Source organism: Sphingobium sp. TomMM35A (genome assembly GCF_054771735.1).
Map to the genome: position 1 here is coordinate 383360 of NZ_BSRC01000002.1, position 19633 is coordinate 402992.

The window sequence follows — 19633 nt, forward strand, 5'->3', positions numbered from 1 at the left end:
GATCAGATAAAGGTGAAGGCGGGCGGTTCACCATTCATCGTGCCGATGACGTCGCTGGTGCGGTTGGCCGGGTCGTTGGCGACATGGGCGCGCGCGGCGTGGAGGTCGAGCCAGGGCTGGAGGATCGGGCTCGACATGTAGATCGCCCGGCCGCCCAGCAGCTTGACCATGCCATCGGCAAGCTCGGCCATGCGGCGCACGACGCTGGCGGACTGGTAGGCAAAGAGCGCGCGCTTTTCCATTGGGACGGGCTCGTTACGCTCGGCATAACCCATCAACTCGTTGAAGGTCGTGCGGTGGGTGAGCTCCATCTCGTTGGTCTCGGCGATCGCGCGGGCGATGGCGGCGTGGAGATTGGGGTCGGCCTTGGACGCCTTGCCGGTGTTGGTCGAGACGCGGCTGCCCATGATCTCCATGGCGGCTGAGGTCGCGGCGCGGATGCCGCCGAAGGCAGCGCTGGAGACCGAGCGGATGAAGAGCTGCGCCCAGGGGATGCGGTAGAGCGGGGCTGCGTTGGTTTCCTGGCCCGGATTGGTGCCGGCAAAGCCGTCGCTCGCCTTGTGGGTGCGGTGTTCGGGCACGAAGACGCGCTCGACCACGATGTCGAAGCTGCCGGTGCCCTGGAGGCCGAACGTGTCCCAGGTGCCTTCGATCACCTGATAGTCCGAGCGCGGCAGCAGGAAGGTGCGCATGTCGGGCGGGCCGCCATTGGTGTCGAAATTGATCGCGCCAAGCAGCACCCAACCGCAGTGGGAGGAGCCCGACGAAAAGCCCCAGCGGCCCGAGAGGTAGAAGCCGCCATCGGCCTTTTCCACCTTGCCGACCGGCTGATAGGTGGAGGAGACGAGCATGTCGGGGTCCTCGCCCCACACTTCCTTCTGCGCCTCGTCATGGAAGAGGGCGAGTTCATAGGGGTGGCAGCCAAGGACGCCGTAGATCCAGCCTGTCGACATGCAACCTTCAGCGAGCGCCTTCTGAATCTCGAAGAAGACATTGGGGTGCATCTCATAGCCGCCATAGCGCTTGGGCTGGAGCACGCGGAAGAAGCCTGCCGCCTTCATCTCGGCGACGGTCTCGGGCGGCACGTCATGGGCGATGGTGCAGGCCCGGGCGCGTTCCCGCAGCACCGGGATCATCGCCTTGGCTTTGGCGATCAGGCTTTCGGGCGAAGCTATTCCTGCATTCGCCTCGTCAATGGGTCGGCTTGCTACTGCCCCAGTCATCATCTTCTCCATTGTAGGCGACTCTGCTTCAGATTTGCTATATGCGTAGTTTATATAAATACCCGTTACGCAAACTGTCAAGGCAAACAGGGCTTGCGCATTTGGGCCGTTGCTTATAGGCGGATCGGGAACGAATTGCCATAAGCTCGTTGAGCGCGCTTAACGCGCCTCCCCAGGCCCAGGCGCAGAACAAGGGCGGCAGCGCCTGCCTCATGCGTATGGGCCCTGTGCATATGGGGAAGGCCATTTTGCAACGCTTGGGCAGAGATGATGGCCGGAAACATGGGAAAGGCCCGTAAAAGACGGGAAGACCCCTTGGTACGGAAAGATAGGGCGAGGTGCTTAAAATGGCAGTGATATCCCTGGGCTATGTGGTGATCGAGGCGCAGGACCTTGGGCGCTGGCAGGATTTTGCCTGCAATATCGCAGGGCTGATGGCAGCGCCTTCGCCCAGCGAGGATGTGGCGCTCTTCCGCATGGACGACCGGCCCTACCGCCTGTGGGTGGAAAAGGGCGCGGCCGACCGTTTCGTGGCGCCGGGCTGGGAATGCGCGAATCGCGAGGCGTTCGAATCGGCGCTGGCCCGCCTCGAGGCGGCAGGCCGCCCGGTGACGCGCGCGGGCGTCATGGAAGCGCGCGCGCGCCAGGTCTATGAGCTTGCCCGCTCGTCGGACCCTGCGGGCAACCCGATGGAGCTCTTCTACGGCCGCTTCGTCGACTATGCCCCCTTCACCTCGCCCGCGGGCGTCAGCCGCTTCGTGACCGGCAGCCCGGGTGGGGCGGACGGCGACATGGGGATGGGCCATGTCGTGCTCACCGCCCCCAATTTCGAGGAAACCCACGACTTCTACAGGGACGTCATGGGCTTTGGCGACACCGACCTTGGCCGCTTCTACCTCCAGGGCGGGGGCGAGGATGATCCGGGCGTGGGCTTTGCCTTCATGCACTGCAACCCGCGCCACCACAGCCTGGCGCTGGGGCAATTGCCCGAAAGCCCCAATGGCGCTGTGCACATGATGCTGGAGGTCGGCTCCCTCGAAGATGTCGGCCGCGCCTATGACCGGGTCTTGAAGAGCAAGGGCAAAGTTCCCCTGTCGGCGAGCCTTGGCCGTCATGTCAACGACAAGATGACCTCTTTCTACATGCAGACACCAGGCGGTTTCGACATCGAATATGGCTGGAACGGCCTGGTAATAGACCCCGACACATGGGTCCCCACCACCAGCCTCGCGGTAAGCGACTGGGGCCATAAATGGGCCCATGAACAGGACTGACTGGCAGGACTGCGCACGGGACCGGACGAGACTGACGTAAAAGGATGACTGAGACTATGCTCGACAAGCGCATGACGGTGGACGACATCGTCGACCAGATTTCCGACGGGATGACCATCGGCATCGGCGGGTGGGCAACGCGCCGCAAGCCCATGGCGCTGATCCGCGCCATCGCCCGGTCGAACCTGAAGGACCTGACCCTCATGGCGGGCTATGGCGGCATGGACATCGGCCTGCTCGCCGCCACCGGCAAGATCCGTAAGCTCGTCTTCGCTTTTGCCAGCCTCGACCATTATCCGCTCGAGCCCCATTTCCGCAACGCCCGCCAGGCCGGTGCCTTCGAGGTGCTGGAACTGGACGAGGGCATGTATCATTGGGGCCTGCGCGCAGGCGCCATGAAGCTGCCCTTCCTGCCGACCCGCGTCGGCATCGGCACCGACATCATCAACCAGTCGGGCTTCGACTTCAAATTCGTGAAGAGCCCCTATGCCGATGGCGAGGAATTCGTCGCCATGCCAGCGCTCGTCCCCGACATCGCGCTGATCCACGCCCACCGTTCCGACGAGCGCGGCAACATCCTCACCCTCTCGGTCGATCCGATCTTCGATGAACTGCTCGTGCGCGCTGCAGGCAAGAGCTATGTGACGGTCGAGAAGATCGTGCCGACCGCAGAGCTCGATATGAAGAAGAACAGCCGCTACAACCTTGTCGAGCGGGCGATGATCACCGGCGTCGCTGAAGCGCCGCTCGGCGCGCACCCCACCAGCGCTGATCCCGACTATCAGCTCGATTTGAAGCACATCAAGACCTATGTCGAAAGCGCCGCCTCGCCCGAAGCCTGGGCCGACTACAAGGCGAAATATATCGACGTGTCCGAAGCGGACTATCAGGCAGCGATCGGCGGCGAAGAAGCCGTCAAGCAGCTTCCCGTCCCCATTTACTAAGAGCGAGACCGAACATGACCCAGAATAGCTATTCGCTCGCTGAACTCGTCATCGTCGCCTGCGCGCAAGTCTGGCGCGATGATGGCGAGGTGATGGCGACCGGCATCGGCCCCCTCCCCCGCATCGGCGCTGGCCTTGCCAAGCTCTCCTTCGCGCCCGCGATCCAGACCACCGATGGCGAGGCCTGGTATACGAGCGAGCCCGTCGGCCCGGGCAAGCGCGCCACCGAGCCCGAGTTCGAAGGCATCGCCAATTATGACCGCGTCTTCTCCGCGCTGTGGAGCGGCCGCCGCCATGCGCTGGTCGGCCCGGTGCAGATCGACCGCTTCGGTCAGGCGAACATCTCGGTGATCGGCGACCACAAGAAGCCCAAGGCCGCGATGCTCGGCGCGCGCGGTTTCCCGGGCAACTCGATCAGCCACCCCAACAGCTTCTTCTTTGCGAACCACAACAAGCGTGCGTTCGTGGAAGGCGAAGTCGATTTCGTCTGCATGGCGGGCTACAACCCGGCGCGCTACCGCAATGGCGCTCCGCCCCAGGGCCTGGACCTGCGCCGCATCATCACCAATTTGTGCGTGATGGATTTCGGCGGCCCCGATCACCAGATCCGCGTGATCTCGCTGCATCCGGGCGTCACCTTCGAGGAAGTGCAGGACAATACGGGCTTCCCGCTGGCGAAGGTCGAGGGCGAAATCCCGGTGACGCCTGCGCCGACGGCCGAGCAGCTGGAGCTGATCGCCAAGATCGACCCCAACAATGTCCGGGCCACCGTGTTCAAGGACAATCCGGCCGGAGACAGAAGGGCAGCCTGAGATGAACGAGACCGACCGCCTGGTCGAACCGCAGCAGGTCGACATTGTTTACGAAACCGATGAGCCGGTCACCTATGAGGTGATCGATCATGTCGCATGGATCATGATGAACCGCCCGGGCTTCAACAACGCCCAGAACGGCCAGATGACCTATGCGCTTGACGACGCGTTCGTGCGCGCCGTGAACGATGACGATGTGCGCGCGATCGTGCTGGGCGGCAACGGCAAGCATTTTTCGGCAGGCCACGACATCGGCACGCCGGGCCGCGACGTGCACCAGCATTTCGAGAACCGGCTGCTGGTGCCGGGCCATGTCAACAAGCCTGCGGCCGAACTGCTCTATACCCGCGAGAAGGAGCAATATGTCGGCATGTGCCGGCGCTGGCGCGACGCGCCAAAGCCCACCATCGCCATGGTGCAGGGGGCCTGTGTCGCGGGCGGCCTCATGCTCGCCTGGGTGTGCGATCTGATCGTCGCCACCGACGACGCCTTCTTCCAGGACCCGGTCAACCGCATGGGCATCCCGGGTGTCGAATATTTCGCCCATGCCTATGAACTCCCCCCGCGCGTCGCCAAGGAATTCCTGCTGCTGGGCGAGCGGATGAGCGCGCAGAGGGCCGAGCAGTTCGGCATGGTGAACAAGATCGTGTCGCGCGAAGCGCTGCGCGAGACCGTCGCGGCCATGGCGGCCAAGCTGGTCGCCCAGCCCCGGCTTGGCAACTGGCTGACCAAGCAGGCGATCAACCATGTCGAAGAGCTGATGGGCAAGAGGAACGCGATGGAGGCGCAATATCATATGCACCATTTCGCCCATGCCCAGAATGACCTCGTCCAAGGCAGCTCGATTGCGGGGCTCGACGCCAAGAAGATGGCTGAGGCCAATAAGAAACAGGCGAGCGAATGATGGGCGACCCGCTGCACACGATCATGACCGAGCGGCTTGGCTGCCGCTGGCCGATCATCCAGACCGCGATGGGCTGGGTTGCCGAGCCTTCGCTGGTCATTGGCTCCAGCAATGCGGGCGCCTTCGGCTTCCTGGGCGCCGCCGTCATGACCCCGGACGAAGCGCGCGAGAAGATCCTCGCCGTCCGCAACGGCACCGACAAGCCCTTCGGCGTCAATTTCCACAGCTTTCAGCCCGGCGCTGACCAGATTGTCGAGCTGATCCTCGCCAACAAGGATCAGGTCCGCGCGGTCAGCTTCGGCCGTGGTCCCAATGCCAAGATGATCGGCCGCTTCAAGGATGCAGGGATTCTCTGCGTCCCCACCGTCGGCGCGGTCAAGCATGCGCAGAAGATGGTGGAACTCGGCGTCGACATGGTCAATGTCCAGGGCGGCGAAGGCGGCGGGCACACCGGCTCCGTCCCCACCACCGTCCTGCTCCCCCAGGTGCTCGACGCGGTCAAGGTGCCGGTGATCGCCAGCGGCGGCTTTGCCGATGGACGCGGCCTTGCCGCAGCGCTGGCCTATGGCGCGGTCGGCATCGCCATGGGCACGCGCTTCCTGCTCACCAAGGAAAGCCCGGTGCCCGACAGCGCCAAGGCGGAATACTTGAAAGCCTCGACCGACCGGATCGTCGTCACCACCAAGCTGGACGGCATCCCCCAGCGGATGGTCCGCACCCGCCTCATGGACCGGATCGAGAAGTCCGGCTCTTTGGGCATGTGGCTGCGCGCGATCGAGGCGGGCATGGCGATGAAGAAGCAGACCGGCGCAAGCTGGATCGACTTCATCAAGTCGGCGCGCGGCATGACCGCCCATGGCGCGATGCCCTTGAAACAGGCGATGATGGCCGCAACTATGCCGATGCTGATCCAGAAGGCGGTGGTCGAAGGCGACATCGAACATGGCGTGATGGCGACCGGCGTGGTCGGCGGGCGGATCGGCGAGATCCCGACCTGCCAGGAGCTGGTCGATCGCATCGTCGCCGAAGCGCATGAGCGCCTTGCAGCGCTCGCCGCGATGGGCCGGCAAACCGCCAGCGCCGCCTGAGAAAGAAGGACAAGACCCATGCCGATCACGCTCAGCATCAACGGCGCCATCGCCGAAATCCTGTTCGACCATCCCCCGGTCAACGCCTTCGACACCAAGGGCTGGGAGTCGATCCCCGCCATGGTGTACGAAGCAGCGGCGAACGAGGATGTGAAGGTCATCCTGATCCGCGCCGAGGGCCGCGGTTTCTGCGGCGGCGTCGACATCAAGGAGATGCAGGCGCATCCCGAGCGCATCGCAAAGCTCAACAAGGATAATTATCTCACCTTCAAGGCGATCCGCGAATGCGCGATCCCCGTGGTCGGCGCGCTCCATGGCTTCGTCATCGGCGGCGGCGTCAATATCGCGGGCGCCTGCGACGCGCTGATCGCGGCCGAAGGCGCCTATTTCTCGCTGCCCGAGATCGATCGCGGCGCGATGGGGGGCGCTGCCTTCATGAGCCGCATGCTCCCTGTCCAGATGGTGCGCGCCAATTTCTTCACCGGCGGCCGCATTCCGGTGGAAGACGCCTACCGCCATGGATCGGTGCACAAGGTCGTGCCGCTCGAGCAGCTGAAAGAGGAGGCCTATGCCTTCTGCGAGGTGATCGCGTCCAAGAGCCGCGCCGCGCTCGTCATCGCCAAGCAGGCGCTGAACCTCATCGAGCCGACCGATCCCTCGGCCCATTACCGGATCGAGCAGGGCTTCACGCTCGAAATGTACATGCATGAAGACAGCCAGAAGGCGCGCGACGCCTTCGTGGAAAACAAGGGCGCGGCGAAATTCTGATGGACCTGACTTATACTCCCGAGCAGCAGGCGTTCCGCGCCGAAGTGCGCGCCTGGCTCGACGCCCATGTGCCGCAAGAGCCGCTCGAACATTTCGACGCGACGCGCGAGGGTTTCGAGGCGCACCGGCAATGGGAAAAGACGCTCAAGTCCGGCGACTGGGGCATGGTCACCTGGCCACGCGAATATGGCGGGCGCGGCCTCGACCTCATTCAGTGGCTGATCTTCGAGGAAGAATATTATCGCGCCGGTGCGCCCGGCCGCGTCAACCAGAATGGCATCTTCCTGCTGGGGCCAACGCTCATCGAGTTCGGCACCCATGAGCAGAAGCAGCGCTTCCTGCCCAAGATGGCGTCGGGCGAGGAAATCTGGGCGCAGGCATGGTCCGAACCGATGGCGGGCTCCGACCTTGCCGGCGTGCGCGCCACGGCGGTTCGTGAGGGCGACGAGTATATTTTGAACGGCCACAAGATCTGGTCGAGCCGCGCGGTGTTCGCCGACTGGGCGTTCGGCCTGTTCCGCGAGCCCGGCTCCGAGCGCCACAAGGGAATGAGCCTCATCTTCTTCCCCTTGAATGCGCCGGGCGTGACAGTGAACGCGATCAAGAAGATCAACGGCCATGTCGGCTTTGCCGAGATCTTCCTGGAAAATGTCCGCGTCCCCGCCTTCAATCGCTTGGGCGAAGAGGGCCAGGGCTGGCACATCTGCATGGCGACCGCAGGCTTTGAACGCGGCCTCATGCTGCGCTCGCCCGCCCGCTACCAGGTGGCGGCCAAGAAGCTGGCCGAACTTTGGGCCGCCAACAAGGAAAGCGCTGATCCTGGCCTCGAGGCCGATGTGGTGCGCGCGCACATGAATGCCGACGCCTATGCGCTCAACATCTACCAGACCGCCTCGCGGCTGATGGCGGGCGCGAAGATCGGGCCGGAAGCCTCGACCAACAAGATCTTCTGGTCCGAGCTCGACATTCATCTGACGCAAACCGCGCTCAACATCCTTGGGCCCCAGGCGGAACTGACGCACGAGGCCCCGGACGCGAATGCCGTCGACTGGATCGACGACTATATCTTCGCGCTCGCCGGGCCCATCTATGCAGGCTCCAACGAGATCCAGCGCAACATCATTGCCGAGCGCATGCTCGGCCTGCCGCGCTAAGGGGAAATTGAGATGGACTTCACTTTAAGCGAAGAACAGCTGATGTTCGCCGAGACCGCGCGCTCGCTGTTCGCCGACAGCTGCACGCCCGACCATTGGCGCCGCATGATGGAGGCAGGCGAAGCAATCGACCCCACACGCTGGGCCTCGATCGTCGAGACCGGCCTCACCCTCGTCCTGCTGCCCGAAGAAGCAGGCGGCATCGGCCTTGCCGAAACCGACTTCGCCTTGATCGCACAAGAGGCGGGCTATGTCGCCCTTCCCGAACCGCTCATTGAAAGCGCAGGCGTCGCCGCGCCGATGCTCGCCGCCCTTGCGCCCGATCATCCGCTGCTGGCCGATCCCAGCGCGACGATCGCCATCGCGCATCCCGCCAATCCCTATGTGGCGAACGCGGACAGCGCAGGCGGCATCATCCTGCATGCCGATGGCGAGGCTTTCCTCGCCACCCCCGACCAGGTGACGCTGACCGCCCAACCCAGCATCGATCCCTTCCGCCGTTTGTTCTCGGTCGAATGGAGCAAGGATAAGGCAACGCCGCTTGGGCCAAATAACCAAAATGGGGCCGACTGGGACCTCGCCTTCGACCGCGCCGCGCTCTTCAACGCGGCCTTTGGCCTTGGCCTTGCACAGCGCGCGGTCGACCTCGCCGTCGACTATGCCAAGGAACGCCAGCAGTTCGGCAAGCCCATCGGCAGCTACCAGGCGGTCAAGCATCATCTCGCCTCCGCCCAGGTCGCAATCGAGTTCGCCAAGCCCGTAGTCGCCGCGGCGGCCGCCGAGATCGGCGCGCGCGACACCCAGGCCCGCGCCCGCGTCAGCCATGCCAAGCTCGTTGCATTGGAAGCCGCCGACAAGGCCGCCCGCGCATCGATCCAGGTGCATGGCGCCATGGGCTACAGCTGGGAGGTGGACGTCCACCTGTTCTTGAAGCGCACGGTTGCGCTCACCCAGACATGGGGCACGCCCGCCCACCACCGCGCGCGCATCGCCACGCGCATCTTCACCCAGCCCATGGGGCCGGACCAGACCTTCGCCCGGGAAAAGACCAATGCCTGAAGCCTATATCATCGACGCCGTTCGCACCCCCATCGGCCGCAAGAAGGGCAGCCTTGCCCATGTCCATCCGGCCGATCTGGGCGCGCACCCGATCAAGGAACTGGTGACCCGCACCGGCATCGACCCGTCAGGGGTCGATGACGTGGTGTGGGGCTGCACCGAAACGATCGGCGGCCAGGCGGGCGATATCGGCCGCACCGCATGGCTGGTCGCTGGCCTGCCGGAAGAAATCCCCGGCGTCACCGTCGATCGCCAGTGCGGCTCCAGCCAACAGGCCGTCCACTTCGCCGCGCAAGGCGTCATGAGCGGCACCCAGGACCTGGTGGTCGCAGGCGGTAGCCAGGCGATGAACCAGATCCCGATCATGGCCGCCATGATCGCAGGCGCGCAATATGGCTTCGACAGCCCCTTTTTCGGCTCCAAGGGCTGGGTCGAGCGCTATGGCACCGAAGAGGTGAACCAGATCCGCTCGGCCGAAATGATCGCCGACAAATGGGGCATCAGCCGTCAGGCGATGGAAGAATTCGCCCTCGCCTCCCACCAGCGCGCGCAGGCCGCCTGGGACAATGGCTGGTTCGATTCCGAAGTGGCTCCGCTCGAGGGCCTTGGCCGTGATGAAACCATCCGTCCCACCACCTCGCTCGAGGGCCTCGCGTCCTTGAAGCCGGTCAATGAAGGCGGTGTCATCACCGCAGGCGTCGCCAGCCAGAATTGCGATGGCGCAGCAGCCCTCCTCATCGCCAGTGAAAAGGCGGTCAAGGAGCATGGCCTCAAGCCCCGCGCCCGCATCCACCACCTCTCGGTCCGCGCCGCCAATCCGGTCTGGATGCTGACCGGCCCCATCCCCGCCACTCAATATGCGCTCAAGAAGGCGGGCATGAGCCTCAATGACATCGACCTTTTCGAATGCAACGAGGCCTTCGCCAGCGTCACCATGGCCTGGATGAAGGAACTCGACATCCCCCATGAGAAGGTCAATGTGCAGGGCGGCGCGATCGCGCTCGGCCACCCGATCGGCGCGACCGGCGCGCGGCTCATGACGACGCTTTTGAATGCGCTGGAACGCACCGGCGGCCGCTATGGCCTCCAGACCATGTGCGAAGGCGGCGGCCAGGCCAACGTCACCATCATCGAGCGATTGTAAGAGGCGCGCCCATGCCCGCCTACGCCTATCAGGGGATCACGCCTGTCGTCGATCCATCGAGCTACATCCATCCGCTCGCCTCGCTGATCGGCGACGTAATCGTCGGGCCGGGCTGCTTCATCGCGCCCGGCGCTTCCCTGCGCGGCGATTTCGGAAGGATCATCGTCGAGGGCGACAGCTCGATCCAGGACAGCGTGACGGTGCATGCCAACCAGCTGCGCGACACGGTGATCAAGCGCGGAGCGACCATCGCGCACGGGTCGATCATCCATGGCTGCGAGATCGGCGAAAATGCGCTCATCGGCATGAACGCGGTCATCCTCGACAATGCCGTCATCGGGGATGAAAATCTCGTCGCGGCGCTCGCCCTTGTGAAGTCCGATACGGTCACGCCGCCACGCAGCCTGGTCGCGGGCAACCCCGCCAAGGTGGTCAAGACGTTCGAGCCGCACCAGGTCACCTGGCGCAACAATGGCGAGGGGGAGTATCAAAAACTCGCCCGCGCAGCCTTGACCGACCTCGTCGAAGCGCAGCCGCTGCGGCAGGCCAGCCCCGAGCGGCTTAGCCAGCGCAGCCAGTCGGAAGCGGTCGCCGTGCGCCTCTCGGGCGCAACCGCACAGCTGCGCGAGGAACGCGCCGCGCAAACAGAAATAGCCAAGGAGTAAGAAGACGTGGGTATCTGCGAAGGACGTGTTGCGATCGTGACCGGGGCCGGCAATGGTCTGGGCAAGGCCTATGCGCTGGGCCTCGCGGCGCAAGGCTGCAGGCTTGTGGTCAATGATCTTGGCGTTGGCACCCATGGCGAAGAAGGCGCGACCAAGGGCGCGGCCGAACAGGTGGTGGACGAGATCAAGGCGATGGGGGGTGAGGCCGTCGCCAACACCGACGACGTCGCTGAATGGGAATCCGGCAAGCGCATGGTCGAACAGGCGCTCGACAGCTTCGGCGGCTTGCATGCCGTGGTCAACAATGCCGGCTTCGTGCGCGACCGCATGTTCTTCACCTGCTCCCCTGAAGAATGGGACGCGGTGATCCGCGTCCATCTGCGCGGCCATTTCTGCACTTCGCGCCACGCCGCTGAATATTGGCGCGCGCAGAGCAAGGCGGGCAATCCGGTCGATGCGCGCATCATCAACACGACCTCGGGCGCAGGCCTGCAGGGCTCGGTCGGCCAGTCGGCCTATTCGACCGCCAAGGGCGGCATCGCGACGCTCACCCTGGTGCAGGCCGCAGAGCTTGGCCGCCTCGGCATCACCGCCAACGCGCTCGCGCCCAACGCCCGCACCCGCATGACCAATACCGGCGCGTTCGACATGGAGGCGAAAGAAGGCGAGTTCGACCTGTTTGCGCCGGAAAACATGGCCCCGCTCGTCGCCTATCTCGTCTCGGAACAGTCGAAGGGCGTCACCGGCCAGGTGTTCGAGCTGAAGGGCGGGCAGGTCTTCCTCTCGCAAGGCTGGACCGACAGCCCGGCCTTCGACAAGGGCGCGCGCCTCGAAGCCAGCGAGATGGACGCGATCGTGCGCAAGCTCATCGAAACGCGCGAGCCCGCCAAGCCCGTCTACGGAGCCGCCTGATGGATTTCGCGCTCAGCGACGATCAGCGCGCGATCCAGGAAGCCGCGCGCGACTTCCTGACCGACGCCGCCAACCCGGACGTCATCCGCGCCGCCGTCGAAGGCACCACAGGCTTTGATGAAAGCCTGTGGTCGAGCCTTGGCGAAATGGGCTTTGCCGGGCTCATGATTCCGGAAGGCCAAGGCGGGCTTGGCCTGGGCGCGGTCGAAATGGCGCTGGTCCTGGAAGAAACCGGCCGCGTCCTTGCGCCTGTTCCCTTCTTCGAAACCGCCGTGCTCGCGGTACAGGCCGTGCTCGCCGCAGGCAGCGAGGAACAGAAGGCGGCGCTGCTCCCCCGTCTCGCCTCGGGCACGCGCGCCTGTTTCGCTGGCACCGCAAGCCGTCCCACCCTGTCGAACGGCCGCTTGACCGGCCAGGCCAAGTTCGTGACCTTCGGCCATGTCGCAGAGCTCATCATCGTCGCCACCGCCGACGACAGCCTGGTCGTGCTCGAAGCGAACACGCCGGGCCTTGCCATCGAGGCGCTGCCCGCGCTCGACCGCACCCGCCGCTTTGCGACCCTGACCTTCGACTGCGACGTCACCCCGGACATGATCCTGGGCGCGCCTGGCAGCGCCAAGGCGGCGATCGACCGCACGCTGACCATCGGCGCTGGCCTGCTCGCGGCTGAACAGACCGGCGGCATGCAATACAGCCTCGACGCCACGGTCGACTATGCCAAGCAACGCGTCCAGTTCGGCCGCCTCATCGGCTCCTTCCAGGCCTACAAGCATATGCTCGCCGACATGATGCTGCTGGTCGAAGCCTCACGCTCGGCCGCTTATTATGCCGCCGCCGCGATCGACGAGAACGGCGAAGAGCTGGCCGAAGCCGCCCATGCCGCACGCGCCTATGTGTCGGACGCCTATTGCTCGGTCACGGGCGATGCCATCCAGCTCCATGGCGGCATCGGCTTTACCTGGGAACATCACGCCCATCTCTATTTCAAGCGCGCTAGAGCTTGCGCGAGCTGGCTCGGCACCCCCGAACAGCATCGCGAAGCGCTCGCTGCCCTGCTGATCGATGGAGACAAGATCGCCGCATGACGGGCGCGCCCGCCCTCCCCTCCACCATGCAGGCCATGGCGATGGACGGCTTTACAGGGCCGCAGGCGATCCGCGCCCGCGACCTGCCCGTCCCCGTGCCCGGCCCGGGCGAAGCGCTGATCCGGATCGCGGCGGTGGGGGTCAACCCCGCCGACTGGAAAGCCTGCGCGGGCTTCCTCCCCTTCCTGCCCGACAGCTTCCTGCCGCTGGTGCCCGGCTTTGACGGCACCGGCACGGTCGTGGCGCTCGGCGAAGGGGTGAGCGCGCTGCAAGCGGGCGAGCGCGTCGCCTTCCTCTCCAGCCTGCCGCTGGGGCGCGGCGGGACCTGGGGCGACTATGCCATCTGCCTGGCCGCACAGGCCGTGCCCCTGCCCGGCAATCTCTCCTTTACTCAAGCGGCCACCATCCCGGTGCCCGGCATCTCCGCGCGCGAAGCCCTGCTTGTCCAGGGCAAGCTGGCGCCCGGCGAGCGCGTGCTCGTCAATGGCGGATCGGGCGGCACCGGCCTCTGGGCGATCCAGATCGCGCGGGAGCTTGGCGCCCAGATCGCCGCGACCGCAGGCCCCGCCAACCAGGACCTGCTCGCCAGCCTCGGTGTCCACTGCCCGATCGATTACCGCCATGAAAATGTGGCGCACAAGGTCGCTCAATGGGCGCCCGAAGGGGTCGACCTCCTCCTCGACACCGTCGGCCAGGGCAGCATCGCCGATCCTGCCGCGCTCATCCGTCCGGGCGGCCGCTATGTCGCGATCGAAACCATGCTCCCTGATGAAACATTGCCCGATGCGGAGCGCTTCGCCGCCAAGGGCATAGCCGCCCTCCGCGCCTCGGCCAGTTACGAAAGCGCGCCCGAGCATCTCGCCGCGCTCGTCGCCGCCACCGCGCAAGGGCGCATGACGCCCCCGCCGCTTGAAACCCTCTCTTCAAACGAGGCCGCCGCTGCCATGGCGCGCGTGCGCGAGGGCCATGTGCGCGGCAAGATCATACTTGTCACAGACGATCATCTGACGGCAAAGACCGCAGCAACCATGAAGGACCCCGCATGACCCCGACCTCGCCCGTGCCGCCCTATCCGACGCCTTTGGGGATGCTCAAGGGCAAGACCGTGGTCGTGACCGCGGCAGCGGGCACCGGCATCGGCTTTGCCGCCGCCAAGCGCGCCGCCGAAGAGGGCGCAAAGCTCCTCATCAGCGACTTCCATGAACGCCGCCTCAATGAGGCCGCCGATCGTATCGCCGAGGAAGTCGGCTGCGAACGGCCCGCTGTGTTCGTGTGCGACGTCACCAGCGAAGAGGCCGTGCAGGCCCTGCGCGACGCCTCCCTGGCCGCGCTCGGCAAGGTCGATGTCCTCATCAACAATGCAGGCCTTGGCGGCGAGGCCGATATCGTCGACATGACCGACGAGCAGTGGGCCCGCGTGTTCGACGTGACGCTGACCTCGCTCTTCCGCATGACCCGCGCATTCCTCCCCTCCATGTACGCCGCCAAGTCGGGTGTCATGGTCAACAATGCCTCGGTCCTTGGCTGGCGCGCGCAAAAGGGCCAGGCCCATTATGCCGCCGCCAAGGCAGGGGTCATGGCCTTCACCCGCTGCGCCGCGATCGAGGCGGCCGAACATGGCGTGCGCATCAACGCGGTCTCGCCCTCCCTTGCCATGCACCCCTTCCTCGCCAAGGTGACGACGCAGGAAGCCTTGGACAAGCTGGTCGAGAAGGAAGCCTTCAAGCGTCCCGCCGAGGTCTGGGAAATCGCCAATGTCATGATGTTCCTCGCCTCTGATCTCTCCTCCTACATGACCGGCGAAATCGTCGCGGTCTCGAGCCAGCGGGCGTAAGGCAGATGGCAACCATCTTTGAAAATCCGCGCGATCTCCTCGGCAAGGAGGGCACCCGCCTCGACACCTCCGACTGGCTCACCATCGAACAGTCGCGCATCGACGCCTTTGCCGACTGCACCGGCGACCATCAGTGGATCCATGTCGATCCGGTCCGCGCGAAAGACGGCCCGTTCGGCGCGACCATCGCGCATGGTTATTTGACCCTCTCCCTCGTCAACCTGTTCATGCCGCAGATCGTCGAGGTCCGGCGCTTTTCCGCAGGGGTCAATGTCGGCATGGACAAGACCCGCTTCCTCACCCCCGTCCTGGTCGGCTCGCGCATTCGCGGCACAGGCGAGATCGTCTCGGCGCAAGAAGTGAAGGGCGGCGCCATTCAGGCGGTGATCCGCGTCACCGTCGAGATCGAAGGAAAAGACAAGCCCGCCTGCGTGGTCGACACCATCAACCGCTATTTTCCGGAATAGCGCTTGGCCCGCGCCCTCTTCGCCCTCACATTGAGCCTGCTCGCCACCAGTCCCGTTGGAGCCAAGACCATGCCCGATCCCATCAAAATGGAAGCCGCCGTCAACGCCTATGTCGCAGCGTTCGAAGCAGGCAGCGCCGACCAGGTCGCGGCCCTCTATGCAGCGGATGCGACCGTTGAAGACCCGATCGGCTCGCCCATCCACAAGGGCCGCGAAGCGATCCGCGCCTTTTACGCTGAATCGATGAAGACCGGCGCGAAGCTGAAGCTCGAAGGCCCGGTCCGGGTCGCGGGCGACTATGCCGTTTTCCCCTTCTCGGTGAACCTCAATTATGACGGCGGCCACAAGCGCATCGACGTCATCGACACCTTCCGCTTCAACGAGGCGAACGAGGTCGTCGAAATGCGCGCCTTCTGGGGCCCCACCAACATGCACGGCTTTTAAGTAAAGGACCATTCGATGCGTGAAGCAGCCATCATCTCGACCGCCCGCACGGGCGTCGGCAAAGCCTATCGCGGCGCGTTCAACGACACCGAAGCGCCGTTCATGTCCTCTCATGTGGTCGACGCCGCCATCGCCCGCGCAGGCATCGATCCCGCCCGCGTCGACGATGTCTATCTCGGCGTCGCCAACCAGTGGAACACCCAGAGCTACAATGTCGGGCGCCTCACCGTCCACGGATCGGTCCTCCCCGACACCACCAGCGGCTTCTCGATGGACCGCAAATGCTCGTCCGGCCTCAACGCGCTTGCCTTTGCCGCGCGCGGCATCATCGCCAACGAGATCGACTGCGCCGTCTCGGGCGGGGTCGAGAATGTCTCGCTCACCATCGACAAACATTATCCCGCCTTCCGCAACCGCTCCGAGTTCATCAAGGCGCGCGATCCCAACGCCTATATGGTGATGATCGAGACCGCCGAGATCGTCGCGGAACGCTATGGCATCAGCCGCGAAGACCAGGACCGCTTTGCCGCCCAGTCGCAGCAGCGCGCCGCCGCCGCCCAGGAAGCGGGCAAGTTCGATGACGAGATCGTGCCGATCACGGTCACCAAGGCCCTGTTCGACAAGGAAGGCAATGAGACCGGCAAGGAAGAACTGACCCTCACAAAAGACGAGGGCATCCGCGCTGGCACCACCTATGAAAAGCTTTCTGAACTGAAGCCCGTGTTCAAGAACGGCACGGTCATCAAGGAAGGCAAGCATGTGACGGCCGGCAATGCCAGCCAGCTCTCCGACGGCGCCTCGGCGCAGGTCGTCATGGACCTTGCCACCGCGCAGAAGGAAAACCTCCCTATCCTCGGCATCTACCGCGGTTTTCAGGTCGCAGGCTGCGGTGCGGACGAGATGGGCATCGGTCCTGTGTTCGCCATCCCCAAGCTGCTTGAGCGCACCGGCCTCAAGATCGACGACATTGGCCTGTGGGAACTCAACGAAGCCTTTGCCAACCAGGCGATCTACTGCCAGCGCACGCTGGGCATCGATCCGGAAAAGCTCAACGTCAATGGCGGGGGCATCGCCATCGGCCATCCCTTCGCCATGACCGGCTCGCGCCTCGTTGGCCATGCCCTCATCGAAGGCAAGCGCCGCGGCGTCAAATATGTGGTCGTCTCCATGTGCGTCGCTGGCGGCATGGGCGCGGCCGGTCTGTTCGAGGTCGCCTGATCCATGCAGCTTGCCTTCGCCCCTGAACTCAAGGCCTTCCGCGAGGAGGCCGCCAGCTGGCTCAATGAGCAGCTCTCCGGCCCGTTCAAGGCCATTCGCGGCCAGACCAACCAGGTCGACAATGTCGAGGAGCGCCGCGCCTGGGAAGCAGCGCTGGGCGAGGCGCGCTGGAGCGTCATTGGCTGGCCCGAGCAATGGGGCGGGCGGGGTGCCTCGATCGCGCAGCAGATCATCTTCGCCGAGGAATATGCCCGGGCCAAGGGTCCGCCCCGCGCCGGGCACCTAGGGGTCGAGCTGCTCGGGCCGACGCTGATCGCCATGGGCAGCGAGGAGCAGAAGGCCCGGTTCCTCCCCGACATCGCCACCGGCAAGGCGATCTGGTGCCAGGGCTATTCCGAACCCGGCGCCGGCTCCGACCTTGCCAATGTGAAGACGAGAGCCCGGCTCGAGGGTGACAAGTACATCATCGACGGCCAGAAGATCTGGACCTCGATGGGCACGATCGCCGACTGGTGCTTCGTGGTCGCCCGCACGGAACCGGGCAGCGTCGGCAACAAGGGCCTCTCGTTCCTCATGGTCCCCATGGACCAGCCCGGGGTCGATGCCCGCCCGATCCGCCAGATGACCGGCGAAGCCGAATTTGCCGAAGTGTTCTTCGACGGCGCAGAGGCGCTCGCGATCGACCGCATCGGAGAGGAAGGCGAAGGCTGGAAGGTCGCCATGGCGCTCCTGGGCTTTGAACGCGGCGTATCCACCCTCGCCCAGCAGATGCAGTTCAGGAACGAACTCGACGACATCATCGCCATCGCCAAGGCCAATGGCTCGGCACAAGACCCGCTCACCCGCCAGAAGATCGCCAAGGCCCATGCAGGCCTCAAGATCATGCGCTACAACGCCCTGCGCATGCTCTCAGGCGGCGAAAACAACCCCGACCTCACCGGCGCCGCCTATACCTACAAACTCTACTGGTCCCAATGGCACAAATCCCTGGGCGAACTCGCCATGGAGGTCATGGGACAACAGGGCGAAACAGGCATCAACGAAGAACGGTTCGACAGCCTCACTACCATGTACCTCATGGCACGATCCGACACCATCTACGCAGGTACAGACCAAATCCAGCGCAACATCATCGCAGAACGCGGACTAGCTATGCCAAGAGAACCAAGAGGGTGACGATAAAAGGGGGTAAAGCTGACCAGCTTTACCCCCAAACTCAACTCGCGCCCAATCAGGCACAATAATGGCCTGCATAGAGTCACGATAAGTGCGCCCGGCGGCCGGAAGCCGCCGGGATCCTGGCAGATCAGATGATCTTCATCTCTCGCAATTCGTCGATGCGCACCGCGTCATAGCCCAGCTCGCCCAGCACCTCGGCGCTATGTTCGCCAAGCAGCGGCGGCGCACGGCGGATCGTCGCCGGAGATTCCGACATATTGGCCAGCGGGCTGGCGATCAGGTCGACAGTCCCAGTCTCTGACCATGGATGCGGCGTCGTCACCCGCAGGCCGCGATGCTGCACCTGCGGATCTTCCCACACTTCTGGCAGCTCATTGTAGCGCGCCGCGGGGATGCTCACCTCATCGAACTTCGCCTGAAGCTCTTCCGAAGTGAAACCACGGCTCCACTCATTGATGATGTCCATCAATTCGAGCCGGTTCAACTTGCCCCGCTTGTAATTCTCGTCGAACCGCGGGTCCTGATAGAGTTCAGGCTGCCCCATCAACACCGTCAGGCGACGCCAATGTTCGTCACCCCCCGCCGTCAGGTACAGCATGCCGTCCTTGGTATGGATAAGGTCCGCAGGCCCGCCGCCATTGCCGCCATTGCCAAGCCGAGGCGGGGTAACGCCGCTCAGCAGATAATCCTGCATGATATGGCTGATCATCGCCACCGAACTATCCAGAAGGGCAATATCGATATGCTGCCCTTCACCGGTCTGGTTACGATGCTGAAGCGCAGCAAGAATGGAAATAGCCACATTATGGCCCGTGATGAAATCCACCAGGCTAGGCCCGGCCTTGAGCGGCCCAGCCCCCGGCTGCCCTTCCGGAATTCCGGTGACCGCCATCATCCCGCCGGTAGCCTGGAACAAACCGTCATAGCCAGGCCGCGCCGCCATCGGCCCCGTCTGCCCGAAACCGGTCACCGAACAATAGATAAGGCGCGGGTTGATCGCCTTCAGGCTCTCATAATCCAGCCCGAAGCGCTTGAGATCGCCGACCTTGTAATTTTCGATCAGCACATCGGCGCCCTGCACCAGCTTGCGCAGGATTTCCTGGCCTTCAGCCTTGCTATGATTGAGCGTGATCGACCGCTTGTTGCGGTTCGCCGCCGCGAAAAAGCCCGCCTGGCGGATATTCATCCCGTCTTTGCCCTTCACCTCGGCAAGGCCGTAGACGCGTCCATCATCGCCAACCCCCGGGCGTTCCACCTTGATCACATCCGCGCCCAGATCGCCCAGTATCTGCGCGCCGATGGGCCCTGCGAGAACGCGGGTCATATCGATGACGCGAATGCCTTCAAGGGCTGCCTTGTTACTGCTCATGGTCGCCTGCCCCTCCAAATTGATATGCGTAGCGTTGGGCGGCCCCTTATCCACTTTTCCGTCAAAGCGCCAGACAAGAGGCCGCGAAAC

At 64.5% G+C, this 19633-nt stretch carries 20 protein-coding genes; 18 read left to right on the top strand and 2 right to left on the bottom strand.

What is annotated here, in order from left to right:
* Positions 1-2: 2 nt before the first annotated feature.
* A complete protein-coding gene (locus tag ACYU8T_RS14865) occupies positions 3-1223 on the bottom strand; it encodes an acyl-CoA dehydrogenase family protein (protein ID WP_461160081.1) in 1221 nt (406 codons plus the stop codon).
* Between the two features lie 347 nt (positions 1224-1570).
* Between ACYU8T_RS14865 and ACYU8T_RS14870 the strand changes: the two genes are divergently transcribed.
* The 18 genes from ACYU8T_RS14870 to ACYU8T_RS14955 are packed head-to-tail and all read left to right on the top strand — an operon-like array spanning position 1571 to position 18171.
* Complete coding sequence (locus ACYU8T_RS14870; protein WP_461160082.1) at positions 1571-2497, top strand: VOC family protein; 927 nt, start codon at positions 1571-1573, stop codon at positions 2495-2497.
* A gap of 44 nt (positions 2498-2541) precedes the next feature.
* Entirely contained in the window at positions 2542-3441 is a 900-nt protein-coding gene (locus ACYU8T_RS14875) for a CoA transferase subunit A (RefSeq protein ID WP_097093813.1), read from the top strand.
* Between the two features lie 14 nt (positions 3442-3455).
* Positions 3456-4253, top strand: coding sequence for a CoA-transferase subunit beta (locus ACYU8T_RS14880; protein ID WP_461160083.1), 798 nt, complete (start codon positions 3456-3458; stop codon positions 4251-4253).
* Between the two features lies 1 nt (position 4254).
* Positions 4255-5157, top strand: a complete 903-nt coding sequence (locus tag ACYU8T_RS14885) for an enoyl-CoA hydratase (RefSeq protein WP_097093815.1) — start codon at positions 4255-4257, stop codon at positions 5155-5157.
* The gene (locus ACYU8T_RS14890; protein WP_461160084.1) at positions 5157-6245 is read left to right on the top strand and encodes an NAD(P)H-dependent flavin oxidoreductase; all 1089 of its coding nucleotides are present in this window, start codon (positions 5157-5159) and stop codon (positions 6243-6245) included. The genes ACYU8T_RS14885 and ACYU8T_RS14890 overlap by 1 nt, the downstream gene beginning before the upstream one ends.
* Positions 6246-6263: 18 nt before the next feature.
* Positions 6264-7013, top strand: coding sequence for an enoyl-CoA hydratase family protein (locus tag ACYU8T_RS14895; protein ID WP_461160085.1), 750 nt, complete (start codon positions 6264-6266; stop codon positions 7011-7013).
* The gene (locus ACYU8T_RS14900; protein WP_461160086.1) at positions 7013-8167 is read left to right on the top strand and encodes an acyl-CoA dehydrogenase; all 1155 of its coding nucleotides are present in this window, start codon (positions 7013-7015) and stop codon (positions 8165-8167) included. The genes ACYU8T_RS14895 and ACYU8T_RS14900 overlap by 1 nt, the downstream gene beginning before the upstream one ends.
* Before the next feature lie 12 nt (positions 8168-8179).
* Positions 8180-9226, top strand: coding sequence for an acyl-CoA dehydrogenase family protein (locus ACYU8T_RS14905; RefSeq protein ID WP_461160087.1), 1047 nt, complete (start codon positions 8180-8182; stop codon positions 9224-9226).
* Positions 9219-10370, top strand: a complete 1152-nt coding sequence (locus ACYU8T_RS14910) for an acetyl-CoA C-acetyltransferase (protein WP_097093820.1) — start codon at positions 9219-9221, stop codon at positions 10368-10370. The genes ACYU8T_RS14905 and ACYU8T_RS14910 overlap by 8 nt, the downstream gene beginning before the upstream one ends.
* Positions 10371-10381: 11 nt before the next feature.
* Positions 10382-11035, top strand: coding sequence for a gamma carbonic anhydrase family protein (locus ACYU8T_RS14915; RefSeq protein WP_097093821.1), 654 nt, complete (start codon positions 10382-10384; stop codon positions 11033-11035).
* Between the two features lie 6 nt (positions 11036-11041).
* Entirely contained in the window at positions 11042-11947 is a 906-nt protein-coding gene (locus ACYU8T_RS14920; protein WP_461160088.1) for an SDR family oxidoreductase, read from the top strand.
* The gene (locus ACYU8T_RS14925) at positions 11947-13032 is read left to right on the top strand and encodes an acyl-CoA dehydrogenase family protein (protein ID WP_461160089.1); all 1086 of its coding nucleotides are present in this window, start codon (positions 11947-11949) and stop codon (positions 13030-13032) included. Before ACYU8T_RS14920 ends, ACYU8T_RS14925 begins: the two co-directional genes overlap by 1 nt.
* On the top strand, positions 13029-14078 hold the full coding sequence (locus tag ACYU8T_RS14930) for an NADP-dependent oxidoreductase (protein WP_461160090.1): 1050 nt from the start codon (positions 13029-13031) through the stop codon (positions 14076-14078). The genes ACYU8T_RS14925 and ACYU8T_RS14930 overlap by 4 nt, the downstream gene beginning before the upstream one ends.
* Entirely contained in the window at positions 14075-14866 is a 792-nt protein-coding gene (locus ACYU8T_RS14935) for an SDR family oxidoreductase (RefSeq protein ID WP_461160091.1), read from the top strand. The genes ACYU8T_RS14930 and ACYU8T_RS14935 overlap by 4 nt, the downstream gene beginning before the upstream one ends.
* 5 nt (positions 14867-14871) lie before the next feature.
* A complete protein-coding gene (locus ACYU8T_RS14940) occupies positions 14872-15333 on the top strand; it encodes a MaoC family dehydratase (RefSeq protein ID WP_461160092.1) in 462 nt (153 codons plus the stop codon).
* A 3-nt stretch (positions 15334-15336) separates the two neighbouring features.
* Positions 15337-15777: a nuclear transport factor 2 family protein gene (locus ACYU8T_RS14945; protein WP_461160093.1), complete on the top strand. Its 441-nt coding sequence runs from the start codon at positions 15337-15339 to the stop codon at positions 15775-15777.
* 15 nt (positions 15778-15792) lie between these two features.
* Positions 15793-16995, top strand: a complete 1203-nt coding sequence (locus tag ACYU8T_RS14950) for an acetyl-CoA C-acyltransferase (protein WP_461160094.1) — start codon at positions 15793-15795, stop codon at positions 16993-16995.
* A 3-nt stretch (positions 16996-16998) separates the two neighbouring features.
* Positions 16999-18171, top strand: coding sequence for an acyl-CoA dehydrogenase family protein (locus ACYU8T_RS14955; protein ID WP_461160095.1), 1173 nt, complete (start codon positions 16999-17001; stop codon positions 18169-18171).
* Between the two features lie 130 nt (positions 18172-18301).
* Here the strand turns inward: ACYU8T_RS14955 and ACYU8T_RS14960 are convergent, their stop codons facing one another.
* Positions 18302-19543: a CaiB/BaiF CoA transferase family protein gene (locus ACYU8T_RS14960; protein WP_461160096.1), complete on the bottom strand. Its 1242-nt coding sequence runs from the start codon at positions 19541-19543 to the stop codon at positions 18302-18304.
* Between the last annotated feature and the right edge of the window lie 90 nt (positions 19544-19633).